General features: G+C 37.0%; 29 protein-coding genes, 5 tRNA genes and 2 riboswitches. Of the genes, 9 read left to right on the plus strand and 25 right to left on the minus strand.

Features of this window, described 5'->3' with window-relative positions:
• Positions 1-101: 101 nt before the first annotated feature.
• Positions 102-1,193, minus strand: a complete 1,092-nt coding sequence (locus tag ACSYTE_RS07350; protein WP_491717669.1) for a PTS sugar transporter subunit IIC — start codon at positions 1,191-1,193, stop codon at positions 102-104.
• A gap of 221 nt (positions 1,194-1,414) precedes the next feature.
• Here ACSYTE_RS07350 and ACSYTE_RS07355 point away from each other — a divergent pair, with 221 nt between their 5' ends.
• The gene (locus ACSYTE_RS07355) at positions 1,415-2,371 is read left to right on the plus strand and encodes an NAD(P)-dependent oxidoreductase (RefSeq protein WP_491717412.1); all 957 of its coding nucleotides are present in this window, start codon (positions 1,415-1,417) and stop codon (positions 2,369-2,371) included.
• Positions 2,372-2,456: 85 nt separating this feature from the next.
• On the plus strand, positions 2,457-3,221 hold the full coding sequence (locus tag ACSYTE_RS07360; RefSeq protein WP_491717413.1) for a sulfite exporter TauE/SafE family protein: 765 nt from the start codon (positions 2,457-2,459) through the stop codon (positions 3,219-3,221).
• Positions 3,222-3,282: 61 nt separating this feature from the next.
• On the opposite strand, the gene thiM is transcribed toward ACSYTE_RS07360, so the two are convergent.
• The 4 genes from thiM to tenA (ACSYTE_RS07380) are packed head-to-tail and all read right to left on the minus strand — an operon-like array spanning position 3,283 to position 6,212.
• Positions 3,283-4,065, minus strand: coding sequence for a hydroxyethylthiazole kinase (thiM, locus tag ACSYTE_RS07365; protein WP_491717414.1), 783 nt, complete (start codon positions 4,063-4,065; stop codon positions 3,283-3,285).
• Positions 4,065-4,709, minus strand: a complete 645-nt coding sequence (thiE, locus tag ACSYTE_RS07370) for a thiamine phosphate synthase (RefSeq protein WP_491717415.1) — start codon at positions 4,707-4,709, stop codon at positions 4,065-4,067. The genes thiM and thiE overlap by 1 nt, the downstream gene beginning before the upstream one ends.
• Entirely contained in the window at positions 4,696-5,508 is an 813-nt protein-coding gene (gene thiD / locus ACSYTE_RS07375; protein WP_491717416.1) for a bifunctional hydroxymethylpyrimidine kinase/phosphomethylpyrimidine kinase, read from the minus strand. The genes thiE and thiD overlap by 14 nt, the downstream gene beginning before the upstream one ends.
• Positions 5,508-6,212 carry a thiaminase II gene (gene tenA, locus ACSYTE_RS07380; RefSeq protein WP_491717417.1) on the minus strand — a complete coding sequence of 235 codons (705 nt, stop codon included), beginning with the start codon at positions 6,210-6,212 and terminating at the stop codon, positions 5,508-5,510. The genes thiD and tenA (ACSYTE_RS07380) overlap by 1 nt, the downstream gene beginning before the upstream one ends.
• 83 nt (positions 6,213-6,295) lie before the next feature.
• Positions 6,296-6,387: riboswitch (TPP riboswitch) on the minus strand.
• Between the two features lie 136 nt (positions 6,388-6,523).
• On the opposite strand from tenA (ACSYTE_RS07380), the gene ACSYTE_RS07385 reads away from it, so the two are divergent.
• Positions 6,524-7,333, plus strand: a complete 810-nt coding sequence (locus ACSYTE_RS07385; protein WP_491717418.1) for a carbon-nitrogen hydrolase family protein — start codon at positions 6,524-6,526, stop codon at positions 7,331-7,333.
• 61 nt (positions 7,334-7,394) lie between these two features.
• Here the strand turns inward: ACSYTE_RS07385 and ACSYTE_RS07390 are convergent, their stop codons facing one another.
• The gene (locus ACSYTE_RS07390) at positions 7,395-7,577 is read right to left on the minus strand and encodes a hypothetical protein (protein WP_491717419.1); all 183 of its coding nucleotides are present in this window, start codon (positions 7,575-7,577) and stop codon (positions 7,395-7,397) included.
• Between the two features lie 335 nt (positions 7,578-7,912).
• A complete protein-coding gene (locus ACSYTE_RS07395) occupies positions 7,913-8,164 on the minus strand; it encodes a hypothetical protein (RefSeq protein ID WP_491717420.1) in 252 nt (83 codons plus the stop codon).
• A 160-nt stretch (positions 8,165-8,324) separates the two neighbouring features.
• Between ACSYTE_RS07395 and ACSYTE_RS07400 the strand changes: the two genes are divergently transcribed.
• Positions 8,325-9,365 (plus strand): PTS sugar transporter subunit IIC, encoded by a 1,041-nt coding sequence (locus tag ACSYTE_RS07400; RefSeq protein WP_491717421.1) that lies wholly within the window; start codon positions 8,325-8,327, stop codon positions 9,363-9,365.
• Between the two features lie 278 nt (positions 9,366-9,643).
• Positions 9,644-10,270, plus strand: a complete 627-nt coding sequence (locus tag ACSYTE_RS07405; protein ID WP_491717422.1) for a DapH/DapD/GlmU-related protein — start codon at positions 9,644-9,646, stop codon at positions 10,268-10,270.
• A gap of 70 nt (positions 10,271-10,340) precedes the next feature.
• Here the strand turns inward: ACSYTE_RS07405 and ACSYTE_RS07410 are convergent, their stop codons facing one another.
• The 5 genes from ACSYTE_RS07410 to ACSYTE_RS07430 all read right to left on the minus strand — a co-directional run bounded on the left by ACSYTE_RS07410 (position 10,341) and on the right by ACSYTE_RS07430 (position 12,795).
• A complete protein-coding gene (locus ACSYTE_RS07410; RefSeq protein ID WP_491717423.1) occupies positions 10,341-10,514 on the minus strand; it encodes a hypothetical protein in 174 nt (57 codons plus the stop codon).
• On the minus strand, positions 10,507-11,028 hold the full coding sequence (locus ACSYTE_RS07415) for a GNAT family N-acetyltransferase (RefSeq protein ID WP_491717424.1): 522 nt from the start codon (positions 11,026-11,028) through the stop codon (positions 10,507-10,509). The genes ACSYTE_RS07410 and ACSYTE_RS07415 overlap by 8 nt, the downstream gene beginning before the upstream one ends.
• 71 nt (positions 11,029-11,099) lie before the next feature.
• Positions 11,100-12,098 carry a DUF4097 family beta strand repeat-containing protein gene (locus ACSYTE_RS07420; protein WP_491717425.1) on the minus strand — a complete coding sequence of 333 codons (999 nt, stop codon included), beginning with the start codon at positions 12,096-12,098 and terminating at the stop codon, positions 11,100-11,102.
• Between the two features lie 183 nt (positions 12,099-12,281).
• Positions 12,282-12,485, minus strand: coding sequence for a hypothetical protein (locus tag ACSYTE_RS07425; RefSeq protein ID WP_491717426.1), 204 nt, complete (start codon positions 12,483-12,485; stop codon positions 12,282-12,284).
• Positions 12,478-12,795 carry a PadR family transcriptional regulator gene (locus ACSYTE_RS07430; protein WP_491717427.1) on the minus strand — a complete coding sequence of 106 codons (318 nt, stop codon included), beginning with the start codon at positions 12,793-12,795 and terminating at the stop codon, positions 12,478-12,480. Before ACSYTE_RS07430 ends, ACSYTE_RS07425 begins: the two co-directional genes overlap by 8 nt.
• A 164-nt stretch (positions 12,796-12,959) precedes the next feature.
• Here ACSYTE_RS07430 and ACSYTE_RS07435 point away from each other — a divergent pair, with 164 nt between their 5' ends.
• Positions 12,960-14,315: a glutamate--cysteine ligase gene (locus ACSYTE_RS07435; protein WP_491717428.1), complete on the plus strand. Its 1,356-nt coding sequence runs from the start codon at positions 12,960-12,962 to the stop codon at positions 14,313-14,315.
• Positions 14,316-14,412: 97 nt separating this feature from the next.
• Positions 14,413-14,982, plus strand: coding sequence for a hypothetical protein (locus ACSYTE_RS07440; protein WP_491717429.1), 570 nt, complete (start codon positions 14,413-14,415; stop codon positions 14,980-14,982).
• Positions 14,983-15,023: 41 nt separating this feature from the next.
• Here the strand turns inward: ACSYTE_RS07440 and ACSYTE_RS07445 are convergent, their stop codons facing one another.
• The 8 genes from ACSYTE_RS07445 to ACSYTE_RS07480 all read right to left on the minus strand — a co-directional run bounded on the left by ACSYTE_RS07445 (position 15,024) and on the right by ACSYTE_RS07480 (position 18,318).
• On the minus strand, positions 15,024-15,173 hold the full coding sequence (locus tag ACSYTE_RS07445; protein WP_491717430.1) for a coiled-coil domain-containing protein: 150 nt from the start codon (positions 15,171-15,173) through the stop codon (positions 15,024-15,026).
• A 105-nt stretch (positions 15,174-15,278) separates the two neighbouring features.
• On the minus strand, positions 15,279-16,019 hold the full coding sequence (locus ACSYTE_RS07450; protein ID WP_491717431.1) for a hypothetical protein: 741 nt from the start codon (positions 16,017-16,019) through the stop codon (positions 15,279-15,281).
• Between the two features lie 68 nt (positions 16,020-16,087).
• Positions 16,088-16,159: transfer RNA gene (locus ACSYTE_RS07455), tRNA-Gln, on the minus strand.
• 6 nt (positions 16,160-16,165) lie between these two features.
• Positions 16,166-16,237, minus strand: a tRNA-Lys gene (locus tag ACSYTE_RS07460).
• A 3-nt stretch (positions 16,238-16,240) separates the two neighbouring features.
• Positions 16,241-16,313, minus strand: a tRNA-His gene (locus ACSYTE_RS07465).
• Between the two features lie 16 nt (positions 16,314-16,329).
• A tRNA-Trp gene (locus tag ACSYTE_RS07470) sits at positions 16,330-16,400 on the minus strand.
• Between the two features lie 7 nt (positions 16,401-16,407).
• A tRNA-Tyr gene (locus tag ACSYTE_RS07475) sits at positions 16,408-16,490 on the minus strand.
• A 157-nt stretch (positions 16,491-16,647) separates the two neighbouring features.
• A complete protein-coding gene (locus ACSYTE_RS07480) occupies positions 16,648-18,318 on the minus strand; it encodes a hypothetical protein (protein ID WP_491717432.1) in 1,671 nt (556 codons plus the stop codon).
• A gap of 173 nt (positions 18,319-18,491) precedes the next feature.
• Between ACSYTE_RS07480 and ACSYTE_RS07485 the strand changes: the two genes are divergently transcribed.
• A complete protein-coding gene (locus tag ACSYTE_RS07485) occupies positions 18,492-19,004 on the plus strand; it encodes a hypothetical protein (protein WP_491717433.1) in 513 nt (170 codons plus the stop codon).
• A gap of 27 nt (positions 19,005-19,031) precedes the next feature.
• On the opposite strand, the gene ACSYTE_RS07490 is transcribed toward ACSYTE_RS07485, so the two are convergent.
• The gene (locus ACSYTE_RS07490; protein ID WP_491717434.1) at positions 19,032-19,703 is read right to left on the minus strand and encodes a DUF6198 family protein; all 672 of its coding nucleotides are present in this window, start codon (positions 19,701-19,703) and stop codon (positions 19,032-19,034) included.
• A 168-nt stretch (positions 19,704-19,871) separates the two neighbouring features.
• On the opposite strand from ACSYTE_RS07490, the gene ACSYTE_RS07495 reads away from it, so the two are divergent.
• On the plus strand, positions 19,872-20,435 hold the full coding sequence (locus tag ACSYTE_RS07495) for a hypothetical protein (RefSeq protein ID WP_491717435.1): 564 nt from the start codon (positions 19,872-19,874) through the stop codon (positions 20,433-20,435).
• 40 nt (positions 20,436-20,475) lie between these two features.
• On the opposite strand, the gene tenA (ACSYTE_RS07500) is transcribed toward ACSYTE_RS07495, so the two are convergent.
• The 4 genes from tenA (ACSYTE_RS07500) to ACSYTE_RS07515 form a co-directional block, all read right to left on the minus strand.
• Entirely contained in the window at positions 20,476-21,144 is a 669-nt protein-coding gene (tenA, locus tag ACSYTE_RS07500) for a thiaminase II (protein WP_491717436.1), read from the minus strand.
• On the minus strand, positions 21,144-22,421 hold the full coding sequence (locus ACSYTE_RS07505; RefSeq protein WP_491717437.1) for an acetylornithine deacetylase: 1,278 nt from the start codon (positions 22,419-22,421) through the stop codon (positions 21,144-21,146). The genes tenA (ACSYTE_RS07500) and ACSYTE_RS07505 overlap by 1 nt, the downstream gene beginning before the upstream one ends.
• A gap of 84 nt (positions 22,422-22,505) precedes the next feature.
• Positions 22,506-22,601, minus strand: a riboswitch (TPP riboswitch).
• A 78-nt stretch (positions 22,602-22,679) separates the two neighbouring features.
• Positions 22,680-23,603 carry a lysylphosphatidylglycerol synthase domain-containing protein gene (locus tag ACSYTE_RS07510; RefSeq protein WP_491717670.1) on the minus strand — a complete coding sequence of 308 codons (924 nt, stop codon included), beginning with the start codon at positions 23,601-23,603 and terminating at the stop codon, positions 22,680-22,682.
• Between the two features lie 15 nt (positions 23,604-23,618).
• On the minus strand, positions 23,619-24,032 hold the full coding sequence (locus ACSYTE_RS07515; RefSeq protein ID WP_491717438.1) for an acyl-CoA thioesterase: 414 nt from the start codon (positions 24,030-24,032) through the stop codon (positions 23,619-23,621).
• Between the last annotated feature and the right edge of the window lie 49 nt (positions 24,033-24,081).

Genomic DNA, 24,081 nt, shown 5'->3' on the forward strand with positions numbered 1-24,081 from the left:
TTATGCTTTAATCATTTTCCAAACATAAAAACACCGCTAAACTTAGCCTTCAGTTTAGCGGTGTTTTTATTAAAAGAATTGTGGTTAATAATTTGATCGATTTAAACTAGGTCGATGTGCATATCGTCCTTCTTGATCTTCTTAGCAGCCCGTAGGAACTTACCAAGAACGTAAGCGATAACTGCGGGAACAACAACACCGAGAACCAAGTACATAACGAACATTCCCATGTTTTGGGATGCTAGCGTAATTGGGGCAATCAGTGAGTTCAAACCAAGCCCAGCTAACTTAAATGAAACTGAGAAGTGGAAGAAAAGCGTCCCAATTGGAGCAACAACTGCTGCTGAAACCATTCCTGGAATTGCAATGTAAGGGTTCTCAGTGATGTTACCAAATTGAACCTTTGGAGTGATCAAGCCTTGGGCGATGTTTGCACCAGGCTTGTTTTCTCTAAATGACATTACAGTGTAACTGACAAATTGAGCAGTCGTTCCTAACAACGCAGCCCCTGACGAAAGGGGATCAAGCATAACTGCGATGGCAAGGGCTGCAGAAGATGCAGGGGTCATCATGAAGACTGACCAAACAATTGAGATCACTACTGAACCCAAGAATGGGTTGATCGTCATTGTTTTAGCAATTACTCCGGAAAGCCAAACCAGGGCGGGAGTAGTAACAGCAGCCATTCCTAATGCTGAAACCGTTCCTACTAAGGTAGCTGCGAATGGAACTAAGAACATATCCAATGGGGTTTTCCCGGTTAAGTATTTACCAACAAGTGTTGCAACAACTGCTCCACCCAAGGCACTAACTGGTTGACCAATCATGAAGATCGCAGAGCCAGCTGGTTGAGCTAATAAATGTCCGGTTGCAGTCGTCGCATTCATTGGACCGCTAGTGAAGAAGACATTGTTCGCACCAATAGTAGCAGCAACCATTGCACTAAAAAGAACCAAAGTATTCGTCTTTAACTGTGAGGCCACCGCCGCACCAATTGCTGGTGCTAATAAGTATTGACAAATCAAGCCGATTTGACCAAGTGCTTGCCAATGAACAAAGTTCGAAATGGCACCAAGTAATAATCCAACTCCCAAGGTGACTAAAATTGCATTGGACACCCCATTAAAAACTAGATAAGCACTTTCTTTGAAACTAGACTTTGCTTTAACATCTGACATGTTAGCAGCATTCATCTGTGGTGAATCTTTTTCTGTCGAATTCATCATATTGAATCAACTCCTTTACTATGAAATATATATTATGTATCGATTAGAAATATTAGAATTAGATTAAATTTCTTTTCGATGTTTATAATTAAAACATAATCTTTTTAATTCGTCAAGCAAAATTTTAGATTTCATAAATAAATCAGTGTATAATTATTTAGTTTACTAATAATAAAGGAGTGTTCATCTTGAATATTTTAGTTGGTGCACCTAATGAAAACTTTGATATCGAACAAATGAAACAAAAAATGGTTAAACATCCTGGTTTGATGAAAGAAAACCTCTTTTTTGCTGATCAACAATTATCTGAAATGGATTTAAATTCAATTGACGTCATCATTGGTTACGATCATAAATTGGTTCCAGCAATTATTAATAATCCGAAAAGTCAATTAAAATGGATCCAAGCCCTTTCAGTCGGGGTAGATTATTTCCCACTTGCAAAAATGAGGGAACGGGGGATTAGATTAGCTACGGTCAAGGGAATTCATTCTGAACCGATTGCTGAAACGATCATGGGGATGATTTTTAATCAATATCGGAACTTAGAGCGGATCACCAAAATGAACCGATGGGAAAAACCGACGCATCCATTCAAGATCCTAGAAGATCGCAGTGTGGTAATTTATGGGACTGGTGCAATTGGGATGCGGGTAGCAGAAATTTTACATGTGTTTAACGTTAAAACTATTGGAATCAATCGCAATGGACATCAAGCTAAGTTCTTTGATGAAACATTCACCATGACGGACTTTAATGCGGACGTAGTGAATGCGGATATTATTATTAATTCACTCCCCTTGATTCCAGCCACCGATAAGTTCTTTGACCAATCCTTTTTCAACCGTTTAACTAATCATCCCATATTCATCAATGTGGGACGCGGTGGCAGCGTCGTTACAAATGATTTGATCGATGCATTGAATCAACAAATTGTAAGTGCAGCATCCTTAGACGTAGTGGATCAAGAGCCATTACCAGATAACAGCCCGCTTTGGCAAATGGAAAATGTATTTATTTCTCCGCACATTGCTAGTTTGTTCGATCAGTATGGTGAACAATCGTTAGAAATTTTCTCAGAAAATCTTCGCGAGTATGAATATGACGGTGCATTATTGGTCAATGAGGTTAATTTGAACAAATAAAATAAAAGGGTCCCATTTTTAACTGGAAAATGGGACCCTTTTGGGACTATAATTGAATAATATTACATAAAAAGGTAGTGAAAAAATGCATTTTAGTATTAGTCAACTCCTACTACTTTTTCCGTTCGGCTTTCTTGCGGGAATCGTAAGTAGTACGGTCGGCATGGCTTCACTAGTGTCTTATCCAGCGTTATTATACGTTGCTGGATTACCACCAGTCTATGCGAATGTCACCAATAGTTCATCAGTTATTTTTAACGGGATCGGTTCTGGATTGTCATCAATGCCGGAATTGAAGGGACACGTAAAGCAGTTAATTACCACCTCCATCTTTATTTTTGGTGGTAGTATCATGGGAACGTTCCTATTACTTCATTTTTCAAGTGCTTCTTTTACCAAGTTAGTACCATTCTTCATCTTATTTGCTGCACTTACGATGATATGGCCAAAGAAAAAGGGAGCAGAGCTTCAGAAACGTGAAGTTGGTAAATTAGGACAGATCCTATACTCAGTTGCCATCTTTTTAACGGGAGCCTATGTTGGTTATTTTGGGGCCGCTTCTGGAATTATCGTTAATGCAATCTTATCAAAAATCACTAATGAGAAATACGCTGTTTACAACGCGATTAGAAACGTTTCATCATTCTTCGGTAATTTGGTTGCCATGATTATTTATGCATTTCAATCCCATGTTTACTGGATTTTAGTGTTACCACTGGGATCTGGATTGTTGATCGGTAGTTACATTGGCCCTAAGATAGTACGGATCATCCCTGAAAAGGTAATCAAATGGATCGTGGCCATCTTAGCATTCGGCCTTGCAATCCAATTATTTATTCAAGCATATTAAAATAAAAAGCGTCTTACCTAATGGTAGGGCGCTTTTGTGTGTCGTAATCAAAAATTGTAAATTATAATTGATGGATTTTCATTCGCGTGTCGATTTCATTATCATTGATCGTTGCTAGTTGGTTATATAATTCAACGAAAAATGATGCTGGTTGGTTAGGGTATTTTTCCCCCGCAATTTCACCAGCGATACTAAAGGTAGCAGTTGCTCGAACTAACGATTTAAGATCATTTTCAACTGCAATCGCAGTAGCTAAGATCCCATCTAGCATGTCACCAGAACCAACGTTTGTTTGAAAATATGGATGGCCGTTATCGACTGAGTAGGTTGTATTGCCATCTGTAACGATATCTCTTTCTCCAGATAAAACGACCCAACAATCGTATTTTTGAGCCACTTTTTGGGCAATTGACGCAACATCTGCATCGCCATTTCCAGCATCGATCCCATTTGCAGTCCAGTTAACGTTTGCAAGATAGGCGATTTCACCAGCATTACCACGGATCACATTGAACTTGACTTCCTTAGCAGCACGGAAAAAATTATCCTGGCGTAGTTCAGTTGCACCAATGGCAACTGGATCGATCACAACGGGAATTCCACGTTTATTTGCGACCTTCCCACTTGCGATTACATTTTTCAACGTATCTTCATTAGTGGATCCCATGTTGAAAACAGCTGCTGATGCAATGTTAGTTAGGGCAGCTGCCTCGCGTTCATCAGTGAACATGATGGGTGAGCCTCCGTAAAAATTGATTGCATCCGCTACGTGTTGGGGGGTCACCATGTTGGCAACGTTTAAAATCACTGGATTAAGCTTATGAATTGATTCAATCGTTAACATTATGCTTCTCCTTTCAATACCTGAATCGTATGGGCAACGTCTTTACTTTGCATAATATCAGAAATAACGGCAACGCCACTAACGGAATGCTTTAGAACTGATGCTACATTATTTTCATGGATTCCACCAATGGCAACAATGGGCTTCAATGTCGCTTGGTTCATCTGAAATAGGCCATCTAAACCAATCGGTTCCTTAGCATTATCCTTACTGTGAGTTGAAAAGACTGGGCCGACACCTAAGTAATCAACGCCCGTTAAGTCACCGCTAGCAACTAATTCATCAATATTATGAACTGATAGACCAACAATCATCCCATTTGCTTCAGCTACGACGTCTTGAATTGGTGTGTCACTTTGGCCAACGTGAATTCCATCAGCATCAATTTGGCGCGCTAACTCAAAATCATCATCCACAATTAATGGAATCGAGTACTTGCTAGTAATCTGACGAACTTGTTTTCCTAATGCTAAGCGATCATCACCGCTCAAAGATCCATGGTCTTTTTCACGGTATTGGAACATAGTAATTCCATTTTGACAAGCCAGCGTTAATTGCTCAATAAATTTATCCTTATCTCCATCAATGTTTTGGGTACCACCAATAAAGTAGACCTTCAACATATCCGTATTAAATTTTAACATCTGTTCCTTCAGCTCCCCAATGATTTAGTGGTCCGTGTCCTTGACCAACATGAATTTCATGTTGCAAGATCTCATTCATGTAGGCTTTAGCACACTTAATTGCTTTTTCAACATGACAACCCTTGGCAAGTTCTGCCACCATTACTGATGAAAGGGTATCACCAGTACCGTGCTTGCGCTTAGAGTCAACATGTTTACCAGTCATCCAAAAATCGGTGCCATCGGCCAATAGTACATAATCAGCGTTCTCGGGACCATCGCTATGGCCACCCTTAATAACGACATTCCTAGCGCCCAATCTTTGAATTTCTCGAGCAGCATCTTTAATTGCCTCTTTACCTTCGATCTTATGTTTAACGATCGTTTCAGCTTCAGGCATATTAGGCGTAATAATGTCAGCTAACGGGATGAGATCTGAAATCACAGTATCGATCGCATCATCGCTCAGTAGTTTCGCACCACCTTTAGCAACCATAACTGGGTCCACCACTAAGCTGCCGAACGAGTATTTCTTAATATTTTTAGCAACGCATGCAACGTGTTTAGAGTCAAATAGCGCCCCAGTCTTAGCCGCCTTAATCACAAAATCATCAGCGATTGAAGCAAACTGAGCATCCACCATCTCGAGGGGAAGGGGATATACCTTTTGAACATCCAATGTATTTTGAGCGGTTACTCCGACCACCACGCTAGTGCTAAACACATGACATTCCTGCATGGTTTTAATATCAGCCATCATCCCAGCACCGCCACCAGAATCAGTTCCAGCAATCGTTAATGTTTCAGGAAATTCTTTCATTACTTATATTCCTCCTTAGCAGCTTCTAGAGATTCCTTAAATTGCCAGTCTTGTTGATAAAACGCCTGTTCCCAGAACTGCCATTCTAGTTCACAACTCTTTAAGAAATATTGACTTGCTTCTGCTAGTTCTTCATTAGAAGCATGTTCAGCAAATCGATCAACAAATTCAAACACAGTATCACTCATGGTCTTATCGTTTTCCTTACTAGCATAGAACATAATCCAATCATAATAGGGATTATCCTTAGTAGCATACCCTTCACTAACCAAGTGATCAGCGATTTCTGAATAGGTCCAAGGACATGGTTGAAAAGCGGCTAAAATATTCAGTAACGAACCCGTTTCTCCTGCCCGATGCATATGTGATTCATATAAATATGCCTTAGGCGATGGGGTAGCGTGTTGTTGACTTTCATATGTGACCCCCGCAATGTCACAGAAAATATGATGGGGATGAATTTCACTATTTAAGATAAAACTAATTTGACCATTAAAGAAATTCATTAATTCACGGTCATTACATTTAGCAATCGCATTACCATAAATTTTAATGAATTCACTAAGGTATTGATAATCTTGTTGAACATAGAATTTCAATGCCTTGGCAGGGACCTCACCATTAGCAATCCCCTTGATGAAGGGATGTTCGAAAATTACCTTTAGAATTGGTTGTGCTTGTTGTTTCAATTGATCTGAAAACATGTTGAATCCTCCTAATTAATAACCATCCTGGGAAATAAAAAAAGCTTCCTGAGCAATTCAGAAAGCGCCTATTAATCGTTTTTATTTCGACTTCAGCCACGTTCCTACGCTAGTATTATCTAGAATCAGGTTCAATGGGTATTATCTCAGCCATACGGCACCCCAGTGGACAGTTAGATTATTTAATTACAAAACTAATATACCATATCTACTATTTAGTGTCTATTCACAAACACATAATGGAGTTAAGATTGACATTCTTTAATGGTTAGATTAGAATTCAATTAAAATAATATTAAGTAGGTGATCATTTGACTTATAAAATTGCATTAGCCCAAGCATATTCCGATATTGACCAAAATGTTAATCAAGTTAAATTTAATGACTTTGTTAATCAAGCTGCGGAACACGGCGCTGAATTAGTTGTCTTTCCAGAAATGTTCATGAGCACCATATCACCAACGGCTGGATTGGATGAAATTAATCAACATTCTGAAGCCCTGGATGGCCCATTTGTAACCAATGCAAGACAAACAGCGATGACAAAGCATGTCTGGATCATATTCGGGATGCGTGAAACTAATGATGATAATAATGATAAACGGGTCTATAACACGATCGTTGTCATCAATGATAAGGGTAACATTGTTAGCACCTATCATAAAACGCATCTCTACGATGCATTTGGGACTAAGGAGTCTGATCAGATTAAGCCTGGTAATAAATTATTTGAACCGATTGATACGCCATTCGGTAAAATTGGCTTATTTGTTTGTTATGAGCTTCGGTTCCCAGAAGTAGCGCGTTATGAAGCAATTCATGGCGCTGATATTATTATCATTCCAACAGCTTGGGTTAGCGGGCCACTAAAAGAATATCACTGGAGTTCCTTATTGAAAGCTCGTGCAATTGAAAACACGACCTTCATTGTGGGATGCGATAAACCCGATAGTGACAACCGAGTTGGATTGAGTCAAGTAGTCGATCCAATGGGAATCGTCGCTGCCCAAGCAGGAACTAACGAAACCATCTTGTATGCTGATATTGATTTAGATGTGATTAAGAAGGTGCGCCAAAAATTACCATCTGCTGCACAACGGATGCCAGAACTATATGATTAGAATAAATTATCCAATAATAAAAACGGTAGCTCCATTTCACTATGGAACTACCGTTTTTTTATTATTGATTGTTATTTGAGAATGCACCAATAACTCCTAATACCACTAAGATGATTGCTCCCCAGAAAAACACTTTCAACATCCAGATGATAGCTGCAAATAATAGGATCCACCAAAGCCAACTACTGAAAAACTTCCATACTAACCAGAGCATCAAAATCGTTATTAATAATACGATAATCACTTCACACCATCCCTTTAAATTAGTCAATTCATTTTAGCACATGAGCAATTTAAATCAACAATCATGTAATAACTTAATTTTAAATTGTGAATCAATTCACTAAGTGTAGAATAAGTAATCTACTATTATTTTGAATGGTTTTCTATATCACTATTAGATAGTAACCGTGATATACAAGCCAATTTGGATGATTTATTGTCTGTTACTGAGACGCGCTCAGTGATTGACTTCGCCTTTATAGCTATATAATCATACGAAGTTGTTCAATTAAACTGAATAATAATTTACAAATAAAATAAGCATCTGATCAATTTTCTTTTGACCAGGTGCTTATTTTATTTTTTCAGCTGATTAAGAATATTTAACACATCAGCTTTATTTACTAGCCGATGTGATTTATAATTATAAAACATCGGTTGATTCGTTTCGATTTGGTCTAAATCATCTTGATTGCTAGTTGATTGAGCAACATCACATGCATCCGCAATTCCGTTAATATCAGGATAACCAAGTTCATCCATGAGGCTACCCAATACTACATCAGGTGATTCGTGCTTTAGTGCTTCAACATACTTTTGCTTATCCACATAGTTCACCTTCCTTAATTAATATTAGCCTAATTTTAACACAGTTGATTCAAAGGGCTTTAAAATAATCACTAAGATAAATTAATTAAATTAGTATTAGATTTTAATTAGATGTTTAATATGGTATGATATTAAAATATATAAAATAAGGAGTTAATATATGATTAAAAACGCAAACGCAATTAAAGAGGGGACTTTAAACGTCCTAAATGGTGTCAGCATCGCAGTAGTGGTTACCCTAATGCCTGCAGCGCTGTTAAATGAAATTCTTAATTACGCTCAACGCTTTTTTCCGAGTTTATCGATTATCAATTCATTAGTTTCATTTGCAATGGTCCTGCTACCAGCCATTTCTGGATTATGTGTCGCAATGTATTTTAAAATGAAGCCACTAGAAAGTGCATCGTTAGCATTAGTTGGAGCGATGGGAGCTGGTAACTGGATGATTAGTCCAGTAGGGGGATTCTCTGTAAAGGGAACTGGTGATGTAATCAACATTATGCTCACCATTGCAATTGGGGTGATTATAATTAAGTTAATTAGTCCATGGCTCGGAAGTTACAACGTCTTATTATTACCAACTTTATTAATTATTATTGCTGGTGGTATTGGTCTATTGACCCTCAAACCAGTGCGAATGATTACAAAATTAATTGGTGATCTAGCATTATATGCAACTGAACTGCAGCCAATTATAATGGGAACTGTAATTGGAATTATCTTTGCAATCCTAATCTTAAGTCCCATTTCTTCAGTAGGAGTTGCTACCGCAATATCACTAAATGGTATTGCGTCAGGATCTGCAAATATTGGAATCACTGCTGCCGCAATTGCACTAGCGATTTATGGTAGTAAAGTTAATTCATTTGGTACCAGTATTGCACACTTTATCGGAACTCCTAAGATTCAAATGGCTAATGTTTTAAAAAAGCCCAAAGTATTATTGCCATTGGCCATTAATGCTGGAATCGCTGGTGGAATTAGTGCATTTTTTGAAATTAAGGGAACGCCCTTAAGTGCTGGATTTGGTTCAGCTGGATTGGTAGGCCCAATTAACGCCCTTAAAGGCGGTGCTGAAATTATGATCATTATTATTACATTCTTGATCGTACCAATTGTTATTGGTTACCTGAGTAAGTATATCTTTATGACAAAAATCCATTACATGTCTGCTGATGATTTTTATTTAAATTATAAATAATGAAAAAAATTCCAACTGAATCAGTTGGAATTTTTTTGTTAAAAGCAAGTTAGGGAATTGAGAATTAATGATATTTGCATTTACTTTACATAACATTTATTATCTGAAGTTGTATTTAATAGGAAAATGTCAATTCTAAATGCAACAACTTAATATCTTATTAATGGTTAAATTTATAATTCAAATTTTCCATTTTAAAAATAAGCATGTTAATGATATCATTTCTAGTATAATCGTCTTATAATTAACATAATTTATAAACAAGAAGGTGCTAATAAATGCATATTAATTTTCCTAAACTATCTAAGGATAATCCAACAATTGGCGAAAATAGTAAAATTAAGGATACTCAGTTCGGTCAATGGATTGAAATTGGTGAAAGTAACTTAATTGATAACTGTACATTTGGTGACTATGATTACACTGGTCAATATTGTTTTATGCAAAACACAGATCTAGGTAAGTTTAATAGTATTGCCGCAATGGTAAGAATCGGCCCTACTAATCATCCTTATGATCGTGCCGCTCAGCACATCTTTTCTTATAACGGTGGTGCCTATGGATTTGAGCCTAAGGATCAAGAATACCTAACTAAGCGTAAGGCAATCCGAACTAAGATTGGTAATGATGTTTGGATTGGGCACGGTGTATTGATTCAAAGCGGATTAACCGTTGGTGATGGTGCTGTAATCGGTGCTGGTGCAGTCGTGACCCATGATGTTGAACCATACACAATTGTTGGTGGGGTTCCTGGTAAGAAAATTAAGGATCGATTCCCTGATGAAATCAAGACTGACTTAGCAAAAATCGCCTGGTGGGATTGGTCGCGAGAAAAATTAGAAAAATACTACTTGGACTTTAGATTACCGATTGATGAATTTGTTGCTAAACATATTAATGATTAATAGGATTTAGTGAACTTGTTACTATCGTCCCCTTTAACATATTAAAAAGCAGAGCCCCTGGCCCTGCTTTTTATATTAATATAACAATTCCAAAGATAACAACTGCCACCGTCATCGCAATTGCCATTAACCGATGATCTCGTCGGCTGTCTGGATCATGGTTAATGAAAATCAGCAACCACGTTAAAATGGCTAATGAAAGTAAGATTAGGAATGCTTGGGTTTGACTATTCATACTAATCAACGATCCGCTTGCCTAAAATATTTAGGCTCCGTTGCTTACCATCCATTACGGCAACGTTAGGCATGTGGCCCCAGTCTTCATAACCATTCTTATGGAATAAATGGAGGCTTGGATCATTATGAGCAAAGATAAATGCAACGATATTTTTCACACCCAGGCGGGCAGCGATTTTTTCAGCGTGGTTCACAGCAGCGTTTCCGATGCCCTTGTGTTGAAATTGATTATCAATATAAATGCTGATTTCAACCGTTTCTTCATATGCGGGACGACCATAGAAACTGCTTAAGCTGAGCCAACCAGCCCTGTCATCGTCGTAATTAATTATTAATAACGGACGGTGGTTAGGATCATGTTGTCTGAACCAATCAACACGATCAGCCACTGACACTGGTTCGAGATCTGCGGTTGCCATTCTGCCTGGAATTGATTCGTTATATACATCCACAATGTATGGCAAATCTGATTTAGTAGCGGCGTTAAATTCAATATCGATATTTTCATCATCTAAGTTCATGTTATAAATCCTTCCATTGGCTTAATATCTTATATTATAGTTAAAAACCGCCAATAATGCACCCTTTTTGATTAATTATTAGATTTAATTTTGATATCTCCATCAACTGAATCAAGCCGATAAGGTTTATTAGAAAATGTATCTTGCAAACCCTTATCAATTGAGATGTCACCATCGCTTGCGTGAGCACTAATTTTAGCATTGTCTGTACGATCAACCACCCCATCAATATCGCCATCCTCGGTTTTAATGCTTAGGGAGCTTTGAACGTCCTGGTGGTCGAATGTAACATCACCATCAGCGCTGCTAACCTTTAAGTCGTTCCACTTATTTTGACCTAAAGTAACATCACCATCAGTGCTGCCGACTTCACTAATCCCGTTTTTAGTAGTGTTATTGTTCAACTTGATATCCCCATCCGTTGAACTAACCTTTAGAGTGTTGAACTGGTTGGAAGTCAGCTTAATGTCACCATCAGTAGTTTCAATGCTACTGTTGCCACTAAAATGACTGTTCTTAACGTTAATATCGCCATCTGCAGAATCAATGTTAATTCCCTCGGCGCTAACTTTATTCAAGGTGACATCACTAATGTCAGTCAATGATAACTTATTTGTGATCTTAATATTATCCATCACTAAATCAGAATTTGCATTTGCCTGCTGGTAACTGCTTAATGCCTTATCCTTAGGGATGATAATCGTAATTTTAGCGTTATACTGGGGCGTGGTCCAACCCATAATGTTAAAACCGCCCTTTTCCTTATTATTACCGCTAATTACTAACTCGCCGTTTTGGACCGCATAGTTAGTGTGATACCCGTTGGCATCCGCGCCACTGACTTGATAGCTATCCCCCTGCTTGATAGTGACGTGTGCCTTTTCAGTAACCCGAATGCGATCAAAGGCGGCTAATTTCTTGGTAGATGCTTTACCGTATGATTTTTCACTGACTGAAAAGAATTCATTATGTAAATTGTGCCAGTTGAACCCAACTCGTGAAAGCCCAAATACTGAAATCACGATGCCAAAAAGTAGCAATATTAATCCTGTAATCGTAAATTTTTTCATCATTAACCCCTCTTCTGCTTTTCTGCATCGTTTCTTTTAATCGTCTTATGAGCAAGCCAAGTGCTGAACCTTTTGATCCCCCACCAATCAACAAGATGCTGACTGTAAAAAAGGTCAACAGATAGGTAAGTGCCCAGAAAAATACCGCAAAGAACGTAACGATTCCGGCAAAGATGATTACAGCTAGCCCACGATCGCAATTATTATTAACCAAATCGATGGTGTTGAACTACCCTTTGTTTCCCTCCTGGTAGCCATCCGACTATCAGTATCGGTATTGACATAGTCATCTGCTAAATAGTTTTGGTAGTAATCAATACTATCGACCAAATCAGACTCATCTAACCGACCCAGGAGTTTTCTTAACTTTTCAATATATCTATTCAATTTCATCACTTCCTATTAATTCATTAATTCCCTTTTTAAAATCAATCCATTCAGATCGAATCATTTTTAAATGTTCAATCCCTAAATCGGTGATTTTATAATAGCGACGATTCCGTCCCTTATAAGGCTGATCATAAGTTGTTACCAATCCATCTTTATTTAAACCCCTCATTACTGGATACATCGTCAAGTTGGAAACCGTTATTGACTTTTGAACCCGTTTCGTAAGCTCATAGCCATATAAATCATCCTGGTTAAGGAGGCCCAACACACAACCATCGAGCAAATCAGTACTAATTTTAATCGCCATGTTATCGCCCCTCTAATATTATATGGTATATGATGAATAGTATTATTTTTCAAACCCAAATGGATAAAAAAATGTATTTATGAGTCAAATGGTGGTATTGTAGTTATAATTTAAATTAGAAGCATTATTTAAAAAGATTTAAATTAAAAAGGGAAGTGATTAACTTGTTGAATAAAATCGGGAATCAAATTGTTAAGCAGCGCCTTGTTCACACGCTATTAAATATTTCAACTGGAATCGAAATTGAGAGAATGCGTTGTGATGAGAGTGGCAATATGAAGCTGACCACCCACCCGAGTGGCGCGGGGAGTCCGTTTAAAAATCCCTGGATTACCAAGGATTACCTTGAATCGATGACTGAAATTGTGACGCCCCCCGCCAACCTTAATGACACCTTACAATTTGACGGAGCATTGACGAACGTATTAAGAAAAGTTCTCCCCACGGGTGAGCTACTATGGCCGCTTTCAATGCCCGCTATTTTACCAAAGCAAAAGGATAAATCACTACTAGCGATTGAACCACCAGAAAAGCAAGCCTACTTTGAAAGCATTTGTGAACGGTATGGAATTACTCGTGGTGCACCTTGTGGAGTGCATATTAACTTAAGCATTAGTGATGAGGTGATGAATAGTATCGTTGATGACGGGGATGCCAATATTATAACGGTCCGTAATCATGTTTATCCGCGAATTGCACAGGGGTTTATTAAATACCGCTGGCTACTGACCTATTTATTTGGTGCCAGCCCTGTTGCTCAAGCGAACTACTTTGATCAAAATAATGGTCCAAGTCATCCGATTCGGAGCATTCGACAGAGTCACTTTGGATTTATTGATTCATTCGATGTTGACTATTCAAGTGTTGATAACTACGTTGATCGCATTATGGAAGCATTTCGGTCCGGAAAAATTGCTGGGGTATCCGAATTTCACGGTTCCGTGCGTTTTCGTGGTGGCAAGCAGCTTCCCGATTTAAAAACAAACGGTGTGAAGTACTTAGAGTTAAGAATGTTCGATCTTGACCCCACCGTGGATGTTGCAATCAAAGATACCACGTTGCGGTTTATTCGACTTCTGGTTGCCTACTTCTTGATGACCGATGGTGAAACGTTGAATGGTGATATTATCAAGCAACTTGACCATGCTGACCAGATGAATGAACGAGTGTCAATGGAAAAGCCAGATCAAGTTTGTGAATATGTTGATGATGCGCGTCAACTGATTAGTCGTTTGCGTAAGTTTACCAACCAGCTAGTCCTTGGTCCTGAATACTTAGAGGTTCTCGATGCTGTAACTGCAAAAATCGAAGATCCAACCTTGACGCTCAGTGGCCGATTAATGAATGAGATTAAGGATAATTCACTCCTCGAATACGGATTAAAGCAGGCCCAGCGTTTCCAAAAAGATGCGCTAGCTGGACATTTTAGTTATGATGGGTTTAAGCAAAACGATGGCAACATTTCAGCAGCTGAATTAAGACAAGGTTTATTCAATGGTTCTTGGTTACCACAGAAATAGATTCTAAAATATCATTTAAAATTTCTTAATTTTGCGACAAACCATTCATTTATCGTGATATTATAGTAAGCAAATTTTATCAATGGGAGTATCTACTATGAATCAAAATCATGAACCAGAAACCCGTGAACAATTGCACCGAAATTATCGGCATTCGATTTCAGCCGACAATTCAGATGGTAATGATGAAGTCCATACCCGTCAACGTAATCCGCGAAATGCTAAGAAACGAAAACATCACTATGGAAGATGGATCACTGCAATTATTGCCGTGTTGATAGTCATTGGCATCTTTAACGTTGGCCATCAAATTAATGAACTCAGCAATACACAACGAAAGACCGATACCACATTGGATAAGGTGATCAAAAAGCAGGGAGAACAAATTGCGGAACAAAAAGTCCCAACGGAGGTCAAACCTCAGGTGATCAAGATTATTCAAACCACTCCGTTAAGCGAACTTCAAAAAGCTGCTAATGACCAAGCGTTGTTTAATCAGATTGCTACCAATAATCAAATTCCGCAACAATATATTCAAGCTGCACAGTCAGAATGGTTCAATGCAAATAATCAAGAACTACGTGACAAGATTGCAAATGGGAACCTGTTGGCTGCCTATAATGATTTTAAAAATGAAGATAGTACTAGTAACGCCAGTTCTAACTAAAAAAATCCTAAACCATAATTCTATGGTTTAGGATTTTTTGATTATTTTTGATTTTTAAGATCGTTTACTTCTTGTTCTAATTTTGCCACTTTTTGCTGTAAATCGTCGTGATTATCCCTACTGTGATGTTTATCAATGATAATTAAAGTGGCGCAAATGATTGCGACAATTGTAATTATTACTCCCCACATACTAAAGCCTCCCAATCTATTTAATAGTCTTATTTTAGTATATATTAAAATGAAAGAAAAGAAACAGGATGTTTAGGGATGCTATTAATTCCCCTGCTCCACCCATTATTTTGAAATAATCGAGTCGTGATTACTCCTTAGAATATCTTGAATCGTCTTGTCCAGTTGATTCAAGAGCTGCTTAATTTCACGGAGAGCATTGATTTCATCGTTCAAACCACCGCTAAATTGAGCAATCAGATCATTACTCAGTTGCTGATTATCCTTCGCATCGTTGAATAATTTACTAATTTTACGGTAGGCAACCACCAGGTCGCGGTTACTTTTGAATAACGCAGAATCAATTTTGTCCACCCTATCAATTGCTTTACTATCAATATCTAATGACATTAATCGATTCCTGGCAAAACTATAAAAACTAGTAAATTGATTAGAATCGAAGCTATCGATAAAATTCTGGGTATATTTCTCAATTTCAACTAAATTATGGTTTTGTTCAAAATAGCGGTTAATGACCTTCACCCTTCTTCCATAATCGAGTGAAACATTCTTAATGTGATAAAGGTCATTCAACAATGAATTTAACATCTGGTAATGCTCAATGAATAATGAATTATTTAGGCTATCTAGCCGTTCAGTTTTGATCTGCATCCGCGTAATGATTACCGTACCGATAACGGCAACAATCGAGCCAAGGTAACTCCCGATAAAAGTTAACCAGATATCTGGAGAGGTTTCCTTCGGGAAAATCATGTGTAAAATTAACAGTGGTCCAACAATAAAAATGCCGAAAATGAAAATATATATTAGTGTATCTAAGATGATTCTCTTTATTTTTGGGTTCATAATTTACCTCCTACTAAAATTATACAAGAAAAAAGCGACTAACGTTTACGTTAGTCGCTTTTTTAAGATTGGGCTAGCTGGGTTCGAACCAGCGCATCACGGGATCAAAACCCGTTGCCTTACCACTTGGCTATAGCCCAATAATATGAGTTGTGATGGATATGAACCACCATCTCCTGAATAAAGAGTCCAGGGCTTTACAATTAAGCTAACAACTCGAGGGCGGTATGTGGGAATCGAACCCACGCGTGTCGGATCCACAAACCGATGTGTTAACCACTTCACCAATACCGCCAAGACTTCATCATTACAGGGATAGTAGGAATTGAACCCACATCAACGGTTTTGGAGACCGGTATTCTACCTTTGAACTATATCCCTATAACTATGGAGGGGAGTGGATTCGAACCACCGAACCCGAAGGAGCGGATTTACAGTCCGCCGCGTTTAGCCAGACTTCGCTACCCCTCCGAAATCTGTTTGATATAAATATCAAAACAACAATTAATATGATACCTAATTCTCATTAATTAGTCAACCTTTTTTGTTTTATATATTATATAGTTAAAGTAAAAACAAACAAATTACTTGTATGTATCCAGATAATCTATTTATCTGGAGTTTATCCCTATCTAGTTAGCCTTAAATTATTTGCACTAGTTACCAAATACCCTAAGGATGTTTTATAAACTACCTTTCCATTTCGATTCTTTAGTTGCTTCAAAATTTTATATTTTTTATTCGCTTTCAATTTCTTACTATTTTTTAAATTAATCGTCTTTCCACTAGCATTACTATAAAGTTTGACTGCCTTTAAGTGTTTAATTTTAAAATACTTAATGGCTTTACTTTTTTTATTTTTCTTAACATTATTAATTTCTGATTTTTTTAGATTAGTGTTTTGACTATTTATGTCTGTTTTCTTTTTTGAATCATTATCAATCGATTGTGAATTATTAATCGCATTATTAACACTTCCTAAGTTATTATCTTTTTGGAAGTGATCTTCATTGTATTTTGAAGCATTTGATTGATCATTTTTGTTTGCGGATGAATTGATTATTCTATGACTAGTTTGATATCCAGTGTTACTGTCGCTTTGAATATTATTTAAAAAATAATTTGGGGTCAAAGGTGTCGATGCACTACTCTGTGAGCTATTTAGCACTGATGGTTTGGCAACACTACTCGATGCATTGGATTCTGCTACTGAGGATTCAGCCGCACTAATCGATGCAATCGATTCCGCTACTGAGGATTCAGCTGCACTGCTTGATGCAATTGATTCTGCCACTGATGATTCAGCCGCACTACTCGATGCAATTGGTTCTGCTACTGAGGATTCAGCTGCACTACTCGATGCAATTGGTTCTGATACTGAGGACTCAACTGCACTACTCGATGCAATTGGTCCTGATACTGAGGATTCAGCTGCACTACTCGATGCAATTGGTTCTGATACTGAGGACTCAACTGCACTACTTGATGCAATTGGTTCTGCCACTGATGATTCAGTCGCACTACTCGATGCAATTGATTCTGCCACTGATGATTCAGCCGCACTACTCGATACAATTGGTTCTGCCACTGACGATTCAGCAGCACTACTTGATGCAATCGGTTCTGCAACTGAGGACTCAACTGCACTACTCGATGCAATTGGTCCTGCTACTGAAGATTCAGCCACACTACTTGATGAGCTTGGTGCAGATGCTGATGACTCAGCCACTGTTGATTCAGATGTAGCTTCATTATTTTCATTTTCAACTAACCGCGTTCCAGAAAGTTGAGTATTATTTAAATGAACTTGCAATTCATTCCCCATAATAATATCAAAGCTAAACAATCCATTTTTATTCGTTCCTAACAAATTACCATTAAAAAATGAAATATTGGTATTTTCAGATTCTAGGTTCACTCTAAATTGAAGCATCCCAAAATTGAGCTGATGCCCATTTAAGTCGATTAATAATTCACGCCCTGGAATTCTAATTCGATTAGTCTTAGTAGATACATCATAGCCGTCTTTTCCAAGCTGATTTAAGTTAAGTTCGCTAAGATCGATATCGTTTGACAACTTAATCTGTTTTAGAGAACCGTTGTTCATTGCAGTCGCAAAATCTTTAGCGTTTCCAATCGAATTATCAATTTGAGTGTTTGCAGAATCAGCATTAGCAGTTTGGTTTGAATTGATCGAATATCCACAAGTAGTTGCAAAAGCTAATGCTACAGTAAATACCACCCAGCGCTTCTTTACCTTTCGTAATTTCTTTTTTTCATTTATATTTTTATTAAACATATTGTTTAACACCTCCGTTAATATATATATTCGTAATTTACCTAATTTTATTTTTTTATTTTTGAGAATAAGGCTAAATATAGTAATCATTTTTATAAAATATGATAATATAAAAACAAGTTGAACTATGATATGTCTACATAACTTAAATACAATACGAAAGGATTTTTAATTTGAATTCAAATCAAACCGCTTTAAATAAAATTAGATCACTCAGCGAAAGTGCTCAAAAAAACAATGAAACAAAAAATTATTATTATGAGGACGTTCTGCTATACACTCATTTTCTAGAACTATGGTCAAAAGAAGATAATCGGGATGCCTTTAGTGAAGATGATCAATCAAGGATTGAAAATTATCTTAATGTTTTAAATAATAAATTTATTTCGGAATACCAAGCAGCTTTAAATAACTTTGATGATGATTTAAATTTACAAAGTGCCGATCTACTCCATCTCACTCCCAAGGATAATAAAGCGAACTTAAAAGAATATGTAACAATTCAGCAATACTTCAATAACCAACTTACTCCTAATGCAGTTATTGATGATATTAACAATATTGATGAACCGATTAAAAAATTAATCGAGCATAAAGAACTTCCAGAATACGCAAATAAATTAAGCTGGATGGAACTATACCTTCTCATTAATGCAATTGCTTATCAACATTGGTTCAATAAATAATAAAAGGAATGGATAAATCCATTCCTTTTATATTTGATCATTTTTACTAAAATTATGTTTTAACCTAGGTAAAATCAATTTATCAGAAACCTGAATAACCGGGCCAAGAAGAAAGAATCCAATAATTGTAATGATACCGATTGAATCAATGCTTCTTAAAATAACTGAACATATGAAAATAATAATTGCAATAAACCCCATATCTGCAAACTGAGCTTTAATTGCACTTCCGTGAAAATATTTAAATCGTAAGATATTAGTAGTATCATCATTAGGATGCATGAGAATGTTAGCACGTTGATATACAGAAATCGCTGCCCCGATTAAAATAATTCCTAGAATTGAAATTAACAGGCTTAGCCACTTATTCAAATTGGTTATTCCCATGGCAAGGTTAAATTTATTAAAAATATCAATAAAATAACTGAAAAAGGCCATGTAGATAAGGCCACTAATGATTCGCCACCAGTCAATACGCCTAACTAAAAATTGATTCAAAACAATATTAATGATTCCAAATATAAATAACGTCCATGCAACTGACAGCCCAAACAACTGATTAAAATCAACTGCTACCGCCGTCCAGATTCCATTCCCATTATTAGTCATAATCGTCAGACTATTCCCATAGGCATCAACAAAAAGTCCTAAGATCAATGCAAACATTCTTAATTTAAAAGAATTATAATTTTGATTCAATTCAATCACCCCATTTATAAGTAACAATTATACCAGAAATTAATCTTATGATTTTATAATTAGTTATTTATTAGTAATTATAAATAATAAAAATAATGGTAAGTGGACAATTTTATTATTTGTGCTATTCTTAATAAAAATGATAACATCAAAGGGGTATCTTATATTATGAAAGATAAAAAACGTTTTATTCCCAAGGGGCGCGCAGAGATAATTACTGTTGTTTGTTTACTAGTCGAGATCATGATTCTAATGCCAATGTTGATTAGTAAAATTGCAGGATTAGTTAATAGCAAGTCCGCATCACTACCTGGGTTATGGGCAGTAATTGATTTATTAGTGATCAATATCATTTGGATTTTAACTTGGTTACTTACATACCGATTTGCGCATCGTTATATTACAGTAGTTTTAAAAACACGTAACGTTAAAATGATCCTATTGGTAATTGGTACGATCTATACATTAGAAACGGTTATTAATAATAACCACGCATTGGTTGCCGTATTTTCAATCATCGCATACCTTAGCCTTTGGGCTTGGTTCGATTATGTATTTGCACATCCAGTCGAAAGTAATGAATTAATTGATAAGACCGATCATTTTATAAGGGAACACAAACATTTAAATCGAGGTGAAGTCCAAGACTTGATTCATAAAAATAACCACGAGGTTATTGACTGGTTGGAAACCCACCTAAATGATAATCAAGAGCGAAAAGATAAACACTAAATAAAAAACGACTTTGAAGTTAATCAAAGTCATTTTTTTATTAAGCCATTGGCCAATTGCGTTGATAATAAGCCATGTCCCAAAATAAATATTCATAACGAGTCGTATTTAGAAAAATTTGGCTCAGTTCTGATAATTCAGACTCAGACTTACCAGATGCCAATTCATCTAATAAGGAAATCGTCCAATTAGTTAAGTTCGTGTACTCATCATCGCTATACATTGATACCCAATTCGAATACAGTGGATGGCTGGCTGCTGGTGTATTTAATAGCTGCTTGCCAATTAAATTATAACTCCACATACATGGTAACAATGCAACTAAGACCTTATCTAAGCCCCCACTTTGGCCAACTGATAGCATATAATTTGTATAACTTAAAGTTACAGGAGTCGGTTGAGCATTTTCTAACTCTGCTTCGCTGATGCCAAATTCACTAGCGTATTTACGATGCAAACCCATTTCGGTGTTCAAAGTAGAACTGAGCAACTCAGCAAACTTTCCCTCTACTTTTAAATCAGAAGCTTTGAGCGCTCCTAGGGCAAATAGCTTCGCATAATCAATTAAATAAATGTAATCTTGAATCATATAAAATTTAAACTTATCAACTGGTAATGTTCCATCCGCTAGTTCTTTTACGAATGGATGGTTATGATTGGCTTCCCAAACAGGTTTTAATTCTGTTACTAACCGTTCACTAAATTTCATTAATTGGACTCCTTTTTGGTATTTAACCATTCATAAATAAATTGAAGTAAAACTTTGGTATATTGAACTAAATCATCAATTTCTAGTGATTCATCTACAGAATGAGCTTCATCAATCGTGCCTGGTCCATAAATAGCAGCTGGAATATTAGCATGACCGAACCATCCCCCATCAGTAACACTTGGCGAAACGTCGACTATTGGTCGTTCGTTCGTTACTTGATAATGAGCATCTCTTAGTAATGCAACTGGCTTTGATTTAGAATCAAGATCAAGGGCTGGAAAGACTTCCCCACGCTCTTCGACCATTGACTTGCCACCCCACTTATAAATGGGCATGTGATCCTTCATCCAAAGGTCTGCCTTGGCAACTTGATCAATGTGATCTTCAACTTCTCTTATTACATCTCGATAGTCCTCATTTGGATAAAAATGAACCGTTACCCACAGTCTACATTCATCTGCAATAAAAGCGGCATTGCGACCCCCTTCAATTACAGCAGGATTAATCGTATCAGAACCAGGTTCTACTCCAGGATAACTTTTATTGACCGCCCAATCTCTTTCTAACTCGTTGAGACCAGAAATTACCTTTGCCATCTTTTCAATTGCGCTAGCAGCCCGTAGCTTTCCACCAGCATTCATCATCTGGCGTCTAGTAGCATCATGAAACGTTTGGTCGCTTTTAATCGTAATCCAACCAGTAATTACTCCGCCTTGGCCTTGAATATGAAAATCACTAATATCACCGACGATCGCAAAATCAGCTTTATGACCATGTTTGATTGCATCCCAAGTTCCGGCTTCACCACTTTCTTCACCAATAACTGATTCGAATTTTAATTCACCAGGTAGTTCTAGACCAGACTTATTCAACAATTGAATTGCCATTAGCATTGCAGCAAGGGCACCCTTCATATCTGCTACCCCGCGACCGATGACTATATCATCCTTAATGACCATCTTGAACGGATCTGAATGCCATTTTTCATCCGATTGAATTGAGGCTACATCCATATGCCCATTTAAAATCAAACTTTGGTATTGATCAGATCCTGGTTTCGTCCCAACAACAATTGAATCATGAGGATAAAGATCCCATTGATCAACATTAAACCCATTTTGTTCAAGAAAGTCCCTAACAAATGCCTGAGCATCATCTGAGTTTCTGCCCGGTGGAGCGGGAGTGGGAAATGCCACTAGCTTACTTAATATTGCTAATAACTGATCTTTATTTTGATCAACATCGTTAATCAACGTCTTAATATCATTTACCATTAAAATAGCTCCCTATTTGTCACTATAATAAAAAGGAGATACTTCAAACAGAAGCATCCCCCCTAAATTCGCAAACCATTAGCTAATTTCAAAGGGCCACTTCCTTGCGCTGGTGCTAACCAGATTCAAGTTCAAAGGGTCAAATTAATTCTCAGCTAAATAGCTCCCCTAGTGACAGTTTATTTTTAATTTTAACGCCTTAATTATAAATTAAAGCTGCTTTTTAATCAAACTAAAATATCAAATCAAAATGACACCCTAATTGATCAGTTTGTTGCGATTTCTACTCAAGTATTTAAATATCAACATGACCATTCCAATTAAAAACGGGATGAAGTAATAACAGATCCGATAGATCAAGGCCCAAATTACAATAATATCAGTTGAAATCCCCGCTCTTTGTAAACCAAATGTTAATGCGACTTCAAATGAACCGATTCCACCAGGAATTAATGACATCGCTCCCACAATTCCAGCAAAGACTAGCCCTAAGTAAGCTGCTCGTACATCAAAATGAATGTGCATGAAGTAACCGATACTCAAAAAGAATGCTAAACAACACACCCACTCCAAAGTTGAGCCAATCAAGAGGTGGAATAGATCGCGACGATTCAATGTATCGTTTTTGGCAATGAACGGAACTAATAAATAAAGCGGGAACAATAGGCACACTGCCTTAATCCAAAGTGGTTCCATTCCAAAGCGATCAATGTTAAGCAGTATTGCAAGAATATCATTAACGACTAAGCCCGTCATCGTGAACAAGGCGATTTGAGTAACGATCTTAGCAGTCTCTTTATTATTTTCCTGAACGCTGCCGAATAAAAAGATCCTAAGGCTCGCCCCGACCAATCCGCCAGATCCCCCGATGTTTGTGAACGTATTGATTACATAACTACTGGTGATCAACTCTGGCATTGAAATATCCATTTTGACCTTGCGAGTATAAGTAAAATCATAAATCATCATTGGGACAATCGAAAGCGCTCCTAAGATTATCAATGCAGCTAAACTGCCGATTGAAAGTAAATGACTAGCATGCACTAACTTATGCCAAGAAATTTGTTCAAAAATGGAATGGATCGAATAAACCACAAAAACTAAAATCAACACTACATAAATCCGTTTAATAATGTTAGAGTAACTAGAAAAAGCATCTGCAATCTTATCAATAATTTTAATCTAACTCACCACTTTCTAGTTATCATTAACCAATTCTGTTAACCTAGTATAAAAGTCGGGTAATTGCTTTTGAATGTTGATAATCTTACCATCTATGTCTAAAAAGCAGTGCTCGCTACTAGCCCGGCAAACTAGCTGGTCCTTGACCGTCATTAGATAACTTAATATCAACCGATGCTTACTGACCTTGGCAACACGGGTCTCAATCTTAATTACATCAGGAAAGGTAGTCGTCTTTTTATAATCCGCAACGACCTTAGACACTGGCGATATAATTTGATTAGCTTCAAATTGATCATAGGCCCACCCAATTTGTTCCAAAAAATCACTACGCGCTTCTTCCATGAACCGAATGTAATTCGTATGACTAGTAATTTTCATTTTATCAGTTTCATAGTATTGTACCTTATGAAAATATGGATTAACCATTTTAATATCCTCTTCTCTAAATTATTCCATAGTAATTTTATCATAAACC

It is taken from the genome of Nicoliella sp. ESL1120 (genome assembly GCF_058508515.1).

Coding starts and splice junctions, on each gene's coding strand:
- ACSYTE_RS07420 (WP_491717425.1), bottom strand. CDS start 12,098: ATGAAAAAATTTACGATTACAGGATTAATATTGCTACTTTTTGGCATC.
- thiE (WP_491717415.1), bottom strand. CDS start 4,709: ATGTTAAAATTTAATACGGATATGTTGAAGGTCTACTTTATTGGTGGT.
- thiD (WP_491717416.1), bottom strand. CDS start 5,508: ATGAAAGAATTTCCTGAAACATTAACGATTGCTGGAACTGATTCTGGT.
- ACSYTE_RS07445 (WP_491717430.1), bottom strand. CDS start 15,173: ATGTGGGGAGTAATAATTACAATTGTCGCAATCATTTGCGCCACTTTA.
- ACSYTE_RS07495 (WP_491717435.1), top strand. CDS start 19,872: ATGAAAGATAAAAAACGTTTTATTCCCAAGGGGCGCGCAGAGATAATT.
- ACSYTE_RS07360 (WP_491717413.1), top strand. CDS start 2,457: ATGCATTTTAGTATTAGTCAACTCCTACTACTTTTTCCGTTCGGCTTT.
- thiM (WP_491717414.1), bottom strand. CDS start 4,065: ATGTTAACGATTGAATCAATTCATAAGCTTAATCCAGTGATTTTAAAC.
- ACSYTE_RS07415 (WP_491717424.1), bottom strand. CDS start 11,028: ATGAACTTAGATGATGAAAATATCGATATTGAATTTAACGCCGCTACT.
- tenA (WP_491717417.1), bottom strand. CDS start 6,212: ATGTTTTCAGATCAATTGAAACAACAAGCACAACCAATTCTAAAGGTA.
- ACSYTE_RS07430 (WP_491717427.1), bottom strand. CDS start 12,795: ATGGCGATTAAAATTAGTACTGATTTGCTCGATGGTTGTGTGTTGGGC.
- ACSYTE_RS07405 (WP_491717422.1), top strand. CDS start 9,644: ATGCATATTAATTTTCCTAAACTATCTAAGGATAATCCAACAATTGGC.
- ACSYTE_RS07450 (WP_491717431.1), bottom strand. CDS start 16,019: ATGAACCCAAAAATAAAGAGAATCATCTTAGATACACTAATATATATT.
- ACSYTE_RS07400 (WP_491717421.1), top strand. CDS start 8,325: ATGATTAAAAACGCAAACGCAATTAAAGAGGGGACTTTAAACGTCCTA.
- tenA (WP_491717436.1), bottom strand. CDS start 21,144: ATGAAATTTAGTGAACGGTTAGTAACAGAATTAAAACCTGTTTGGGAA.
- ACSYTE_RS07480 (WP_491717432.1), bottom strand. CDS start 18,318: ATGTTTAATAAAAATATAAATGAAAAAAAGAAATTACGAAAGGTAAAG.
- ACSYTE_RS07515 (WP_491717438.1), bottom strand. CDS start 24,032: ATGGTTAATCCATATTTTCATAAGGTACAATACTATGAAACTGATAAA.
- ACSYTE_RS07440 (WP_491717429.1), top strand. CDS start 14,413: ATGAATCAAAATCATGAACCAGAAACCCGTGAACAATTGCACCGAAAT.
- ACSYTE_RS07505 (WP_491717437.1), bottom strand. CDS start 22,421: ATGGTAAATGATATTAAGACGTTGATTAACGATGTTGATCAAAATAAA.
- ACSYTE_RS07350 (WP_491717669.1), bottom strand. CDS start 1,193: ATGAATGCTGCTAACATGTCAGATGTTAAAGCAAAGTCTAGTTTCAAA.